7 protein-coding genes and 1 pseudogene are annotated in these 6,958 nt (G+C 29.2%); 4 read left to right on the forward strand and 4 right to left on the reverse strand.

All coding sequences use genetic code 11. The features are described from left to right. Nucleotides 1–353, forward strand: a 353-nt coding sequence (locus CD032_RS00005; RefSeq protein WP_258026172.1) for a hypothetical protein, incomplete at its 5' end; no start/stop codon positions are given. A gap of 1,070 nt (nt 354–1,423) precedes the next feature. Then, nucleotides 1,424–1,843, forward strand: a complete 420-nt coding sequence (locus tag CD032_RS00010; protein ID WP_040029815.1) for a plasmid mobilization protein — start codon at nt 1,424–1,426, stop codon at nt 1,841–1,843. 170 nt (nt 1,844–2,013) lie between these two features. Here CD032_RS00010 and tnpA read toward each other — a convergent pair whose 3' ends face one another. Beyond that, the gene (gene tnpA / locus CD032_RS00015) at nt 2,014–2,436 is read right to left on the reverse strand and encodes an IS200/IS605 family transposase (protein WP_040029816.1); all 423 of its coding nucleotides are present in this window, start codon (nt 2,434–2,436) and stop codon (nt 2,014–2,016) included. 100 nt (nt 2,437–2,536) lie between these two features. Between tnpA and CD032_RS00020 the strand changes: the two genes are divergently transcribed. Beyond that, the gene (locus tag CD032_RS00020; protein ID WP_040029817.1) at nt 2,537–3,679 is read left to right on the forward strand and encodes an RNA-guided endonuclease TnpB family protein; all 1,143 of its coding nucleotides are present in this window, start codon (nt 2,537–2,539) and stop codon (nt 3,677–3,679) included. Nucleotides 3,680–5,287: 1,608 nt separating this feature from the next. Here the strand turns inward: CD032_RS00020 and CD032_RS13630 are convergent. The 3 genes and pseudogenes from CD032_RS13630 to CD032_RS00030 form a co-directional block, all read right to left on the reverse strand. Continuing rightward, nucleotides 5,288–5,364 (reverse strand): annotated as a pseudogene (locus CD032_RS13630) (hypothetical protein); the annotation flags it as partial. Nucleotides 5,365–5,445: 81 nt separating this feature from the next. After that, nucleotides 5,446–5,712 carry a Txe/YoeB family addiction module toxin gene (locus tag CD032_RS00025; protein ID WP_069822312.1) on the reverse strand — a complete coding sequence of 89 codons (267 nt, stop codon included), beginning with the start codon at nt 5,710–5,712 and terminating at the stop codon, nt 5,446–5,448. Beyond that, nucleotides 5,713–5,970, reverse strand: coding sequence for a type II toxin-antitoxin system Phd/YefM family antitoxin (locus tag CD032_RS00030; protein WP_069822313.1), 258 nt, complete (start codon nt 5,968–5,970; stop codon nt 5,713–5,715). A gap of 206 nt (nt 5,971–6,176) precedes the next feature. On the opposite strand from CD032_RS00030, the gene CD032_RS12945 reads away from it, so the two are divergent. Next, the gene (locus CD032_RS12945; RefSeq protein ID WP_108902203.1) at nt 6,177–6,278 is read left to right on the forward strand and encodes a type I toxin-antitoxin system Fst family toxin; all 102 of its coding nucleotides are present in this window, start codon (nt 6,177–6,179) and stop codon (nt 6,276–6,278) included. Nucleotides 6,279–6,958: the final 680 nt, after the last annotated feature.

The following is a 6,958-nucleotide window of genomic DNA, read 5'->3' on the forward strand; positions in this document are numbered from 1 at the left end:
TGTTAAGGGTTCCGAGGCTCAACGTCAATAAAGCAATTGGAATAAAGCAATTTTGTTTAGTGATCTACAAGAAAAAGGGGGGCTTAACTTTGAAAAGAAGGATTATTAACGGTTTGAAAGATGGATTATTTGTTTTTATGTGTGCTATTTTAATTGCTTTAATTTTAAATTTCATGAATTTTAATTTTGGAGATAACAAAATTTGGACTAGTTTAGGTAATTTGGGCTTAATTAATATTTTTGGTGATAAACAATTAAACGGATTAGTTATTTTAGGCTTTATACTAGGTATTGTTGCCTTTACTTCAGGCTTTTTTTCTCTTGATAATGATAAAAAAATTAAGGGAGAATAAAAGTTTAATTTTGAGATTTTGAAACGAGTTGAAAACGAGTTTCTTCTTGTCTTGATAATGGGGAGATTAATTTAATCCGTTTTTAAATTTTAGCATGGAATCTAATATTGATAATAGAACTTATCGTTTCATTATTTCAGTTAACCGTAATGGTTTTAAAGGTAGTAAAATGTTATAATATAGATGTATTGAAGGAGGAGTGGCGACTCCTCCTAAAAAGTTAATTTAGTTTATTAACTCTTTAATTAGTGATGTAATAGCTCTTAACAGATTGATTAATGCTGTTAGGAGCTTTATTTTTTACTCTTTTAGACATTCATCATTATACCTCTTTTAACAAATATGACTGCAACCTAATCATACTTTTGCTATATCTTCATTTCATTAACAATATGTTCCCCTACTACTATATTACCCATTGAATCATTTTGAGTTTATAATTCACTTTCTTTAAGTCTTTTTTAATTCTATAAATTTCATTTTATTAATGAATGTTTATTTAACTGTTACATTAATACCAAACTAAGACTTACGCATTGTATCGTGTAAATTATTTTAATCGTTTGTTAAATTTACAGGGAATCTAAAAGGAATCCGGGACAACAGGATAAGGAGGAACAATGCCATTGCCATGGCACCCAGCATAGCTGGGGTTCTCTAAACTTATCTTTAAAGGATCTAAATACTGATATTGCAGTATTTATGGATCATATTTAAAAAACGGACACAAAAGAATCCATGAAATTTTACATGGCATTTTCTTTGGAAAATAGTGGTTCTTCTATCCTTTGGGGCGCAAGGGATCTCATAACAGGGAATCTTTAGAATCCCTAAAGATTCCCCGAAGGATTCCTTATGTTCATCCAAAATTAATCAATATTTCAGTACATAACTAATTAGTAATTACTAAGTTAAATATGATACGATAAAACTAAGTAATTGCTAAGCTAATAACTTGTTAAAATAGATGAGTATTTGCTTAGTTTATTTTTTATAAAAACATTGAGTAATTACTAACTATATTATTGAATGAATAAATGAGTGATTACTTAGTTACGGAGGGGTCAAAAATGACTAATAAAAGTCATAGAAAAGCTAAAACAATCAATATCAATTTGACTGAAGAAGAATATAAAAAGGTAAAAGCGTTAGCAGAAGATAGAGATTTAAATCCAACAGCTTATACACGACTTGCGGCATTAGGTAATCGTATCAAACCTACAGTTGTCTATAACACAGATGAATATACTGAACAGTTAAAAAAAGAAAAACAAACACTTGAAATGGCTTTAGAGACAAGCGTACCAAAAGAAGATGTTGAACTTTTAGAAGCACAATGTGAAAGTTATAAAACTTATATTGATACATTCAAGAAGTTCTTGCAGTATGTACAAGAAGATGCGGAATATATTAATTTGAATGGATACAAGAGAGATGAACAATTAAAAGCAGAAATGAAAGATGCTATTAAATCCTTTTTTGAAAACTGATTTAATTTTTCAAAGATATAAAACATACGAATGTAAGTTATATTACATTTTGAAATTTTCGTTCTCATCCACACGATTAAAACTGTGGGCTTTCTCACTCACTAAATTCTGTAATACATTTATTAGAGGTCGCCAGAAGAGAAAACTCGGCACTTAAGTACCGAGATGAATCATTGTCTTGGGCGACCTGCATTATATTTGGTTAATTGATTTTGAATATATGTTTGCACAACATCTTTTGACATATTACCTAGCGTAGCCATGAAAAAACTTGGTGACCATAGATGCCCTTGCCAAAGTTTTTCTTTCGTTTCAGGATATTGTTTAAACCACGCTCGAGCCGAACGACCTTTGAGTGTCTTAACAATAGAACTCGGGGCATGTTTAGGATTGAAGCTAATCATCATATGAATATGATCTGGTAACACTTCTATTTCATTAATGATGATTTCATGATTCTCTGCAATAGATTGAAGTATTTGCTTCATAACTTTACGTTTGCTTTCATCATCAAATATTGATGCTCGATATTTGGTTACCCATACTAAATGAAAGTTAAAATCATAAACATTTGTCCTTGTTTTTACTAACATATGTATACCTCCTAAGTACATTAATTATAACACATAAGAGACTTAAATATTAATCATATGTATGATATAATAAGTTTAAGAAATAATGAGGTGATTTGTTATGTATAAAGGTGTTGAATGTAAATTATATCCCAATGAAAAACAAGCTAATACAATACAAATGACCTTGGGTCATACAAGGTTTGTATGGAATCAAATGTTAAGTATGTTAAATGAACGCTATCGTAATAATAAAGATTTAAAAATGTTAAGTTATTCAACTTTGTCTTCGCTAATTCCTCAATTGAAAAGAGAATATGCATGGTTAAATGATGTAGACAGTGTAGCTATACAATGTGCTGTTAAAACATTGTCTGAGACATTTGACCGTTTCTTTAAAGGCTATTGTCGCTACCCTAAATTTAAATCCAGAAAAAATAACAGGCAATCTTATTTAAGCACGATCCGAGGCAACAATATTAGATTCAATCATAATCAAAGATATATTAAATTGCCTAAATTAGCCTGGGTAAAGTGTAAATCAAGTTTGAAGCATATCGAAAACGAGCGTATCAAGTCAGTAACGATTAAACAAAACGCAACAGGTCAGTATTATATGTCTGTATTGGTAACTAGCGAAAATCAAGCATTACCAAAAACAGGAAAGTATTTAGGTATTGACTTAGGTGTTTCTGATTTAGCCATTACGTCAGATGGCCAAAAATATCGCTCTCAAAAATTACACTTAAAATATCAAAAACAATTACATTTTTGGGAAAAGCGATTAGCTAGAAGACGATTGAAAGCAAAAGCCGAAGGCATTGCATTAGTAGACACTAAAAACTATCAAAAGGCAAGACAACATGTTGCACGTATCCACGAAAAAATAGCTAATACTAGAAAAGACTATCTACATAAAATAACGACTGAACTTGTTGAAAACTATGATGTTATTGTGATCGAAGACTTAAAAACTAACAATATGATTAAAAATCATAAACTTGCAAGAAGTATCGCTAGTCAATCATGGAGACAATTCAGAGTATTTTTAGAGTATAAGTGTGCAATGTATGACAAACAATGTGTCGTTGTTAATCCTTACAAAACATCACAAAAATGTTCACATTGTGGTTTTGATAGTGGTAAAAAAGATTTAGACATAAGAAAATGGTCATGCCCAAAATGTAATGTGGAACATGACCGAGATATTAATGCAGCAAAAAATATAATGCACATTGGCTTGGAACAAGCCTTAGTTAAATAACTTAGACCGCTGTTTTACTTTGAAATAAGTAAAACAAGTCATGAGTGTTCCTAGAAACTCGTTACTTTAGTAACGATGTAGTTCATGAATTAACATCTATGAATAGTAAAACTGAAATTAGATCAAATGATAAACCAAAATAGGAAGGATCACTTTATTATGGTAGTGCCTAGAAAAATTAAACAAATAGAAGGTATATAAAAGAAACTAAATCAGTTATATAAAAACATTAACTTTGAAGAATTGAATTATGGAGAAGTTAAAATTGATGAAAATTCAAACTTTATATTAGATAAAGAAAACGAAATAATACGTTATAAAGAAGATTATCTATCACAATAAACTACTGAGAAAATGCTCAATTCATAAAACAATTAATCAATAAAGATGATACAAACAAATTAATAACTAATGACAATAACAATAAAGATAATCAAATAAATGAAGATGTAAATACATTTATTTAAACATTAAGTGTTCAGTTAAATATTTTAACTGAACACTTTTTTATTCTGGTACCGTTAATGTATCAACATAAGTTACTACATAAAAATAATTTCAAAGGTTAATTTAAGACGAATAAATTATGTGAACAATACATGTTAAGTATTTCACAAATAGTCGTTAATTTAAATAAAATACATAAAATCCAGACTCCTTTAGGGAGTCTATAACGACTCTAAAGAGTCCTCGTTTTTAAACCTCTTGTGGGACAAGGGATATGCCGTTCGGTAAATGCTCATAAAAATGCCATGTAAAAATACACAAACTCTATTGTTATAGTGTTATAAATTATTATATAAACACTATCACATCAGTATTTATAGTGTTAAAGGATAAGTTTAGAGAACCCCAGCTATGCTGGGGGCCATGGCAATGGCATTGTTCCTCCTTATCCTGTTATCAGGGAGTCTAAAAGGAGTCGCTGATATAATTAATAGGCAAGAATAAACAATATAAGTTGTTCTATTAATTACCATTAATATAATGTTATAAGTTTTATATTAATAAACTTTAATCATCTTAATTGAGTTCGTTTATTAATAAACAACCAATTAATGTATATAAAATGTGACGCTAATTAGGAACATTTTATATACTTTAATAAATCAAATAACCACATTTTTATTTTTGATTTATTAAATGCAATTAAACTTAGTTATAAGTTAATGCAAGAGGTTTAGTTTTTGAAATACTAATTAAATGTTATAAAAAAGAGGAATCTATACATAATATAAATTCCTCTAAAGATATTTGAAATATACTTTATTAACTTAATGCATCTTTTACATCACTTGTAGGTAAAAGAGAACTATATTAATAGTTCCCTAAATAATTTCATCAATCCGTTTCATTTGTTTTACTGCATCATTTTTAAAATTAACACTCATATATGAATTGAAACCACTTTTTATTTTTCCGATTATAGCATGTGGTTCTGTTATATTTATTTTATCCAACCAATTTAGTAATGATATATAATCAAATACATCAATATGATTAATTAATCTTTCATATCTTAAATTTCGATTTATTATTTACTAGTGATTATTTAGTAATAAAGGCCAAAAAAATAACCATCCAACTTTAGCCGGTTAATGGTTATTTTTAGATAAATAATAAGGCTACCGTCTTTCGAACGGGCTCATTTAGCAACATGTTAGCGCATGTTGTCCTTTTTCTATACAAATTAATAATAACATTGTATTACATAAATCCCAATATCTTATTTTAATATATAACCCATAATTAAAAATTAGTTACTTTTATTCATAATGTGACCATGCAGAAAGGATAAAAACTTCCTTATCATCTTCATCAACTGTATAAACAACTCTATGTTGATGGTTTATTCTTCTTGAATAGCGCTCTAAGTGTTTAGGTTGCAACTTTTCAAAAGATTGACTCGGAAAATAAGGGTCTTCTTTTAACGTGTCTACAATTTTTAAGAATTGTGTTTTCAACTGCGATTGTTTAATTTTCTTTAAATCAGATTTTGCTGAATTTTTAATAGAAATACTGTAATTATCCATTTAGAGGTTGTCCCAGTCTATATCATCAATATTAGTGTAGCCACTGTTATCCTTTTCACGCTCTCGTACTTTATCCATAGTCCCTGTGGTTTCAAGATATAATGTTTCTTGAATACTATCCCAATCTTTTTGGCTTATAATTACGGCGTTATTTTCACTCTTAGAACTGCTTATAATAACGGGTTCGTGGCTATCATTAACTTGTTTAAGTAGTTCATAGAATTCTTTTCTAGCATTAGTAGGCGTTTTAATATTCATTATTAGTCACGTCCTTTCTTTATCCTATATTATAACGTACTTAAAAACGTACGTAAAGTTATGACCTATAATGGGGTATAAGTTTGATTTTTACATAATTCAACTTATCGGAAGCTACCTATCATCGTATATTCGGAGATGATATAATATATAGGTCGCCTATCTCTCAGGCGTCAATTCAGACGCAGAGAGGAGGTGCATATCAAATGGTCGAAGCTCTTGTTCACATCACGACCACAGTCATCAGTGGTTGTATTGTTGCGTTATTTACGCATTGGCTACGTACATGTAACAATAAGAAAAAATAGGCGATATTAGCCAACGCCTAAAAATCCCCTCACTATTGCGAGTAGTGAGGGGATTGGTGCATATAATGCACGAAGCTCTTGTTAACTAAATTATAACATTGGTTAGTGGAGAAATGCAAAACTATAGAGTGTGAGGATTTAGATTAGAAATTTTTCTTTTTAAAGACAAATACTACGAGAATTAGGAAAACAATAATATAAACAATATGGTTCTGTTGCAAAGTCCAGAAAGAATAGCTAATTATCTTTGAATATATTTATTTTCTCTTAACTAGCCAACATGTGATTAATTTCGTGGCACGGCGAAAATCCATAGATTTTAAAAGACCTATGTTCTTTTTATATACTCATTTTTACTATTATTAACACTAAGGAAATAAATTCGTTCGCTTATGAAAAATTAAAAATATATCAAGACAAGAAGAAACTCGTTTCAAAAAATACAAAAAATGAAACTTTAATCAAATTGAGTGGAATAACTTATTATTAAAACAACGTTAAAGCCTCTGACTTTGTATAGAACTGTATACTATTTTAACTTTGCAACAGAACCATGCTTTCTACATTATTACATTTCTCTTAACTGAATGTATGTTACATTTTCTAAATTAATATACATAGGCACTGGATGGTTCTGTTGCAAAGTAAAAAAATATAGCTAACCACTAATTTATCATGTC

Source organism: Staphylococcus cohnii subsp. cohnii (assembly GCF_002902365.1).
Taxonomy (GTDB): Bacteria; Bacillota; Bacilli; order Staphylococcales; family Staphylococcaceae; genus Staphylococcus; species Staphylococcus cohnii.

Excerpts from the sequence above, each read along its gene's own strand:
- CD032_RS00010 (WP_040029815.1), top strand. The coding sequence starts at position 1,424 with ATGACTAATAAAAGTCATAGAAAAGCTAAAACAATCAATATCAATTTG.
- tnpA (WP_040029816.1), bottom strand. The coding sequence starts at position 2,436 with ATGTTAGTAAAAACAAGGACAAATGTTTATGATTTTAACTTTCATTTA.
- CD032_RS00020 (WP_040029817.1), top strand. The coding sequence starts at position 2,537 with ATGTATAAAGGTGTTGAATGTAAATTATATCCCAATGAAAAACAAGCT.
- CD032_RS00025 (WP_069822312.1), bottom strand. The coding sequence starts at position 5,712 with ATGGATAATTACAGTATTTCTATTAAAAATTCAGCAAAATCTGATTTA.
- CD032_RS00030 (WP_069822313.1), bottom strand. The coding sequence starts at position 5,970 with ATGAATATTAAAACGCCTACTAATGCTAGAAAAGAATTCTATGAACTA.
- CD032_RS12945 (WP_108902203.1), top strand. The coding sequence starts at position 6,177 with ATGGTCGAAGCTCTTGTTCACATCACGACCACAGTCATCAGTGGTTGT.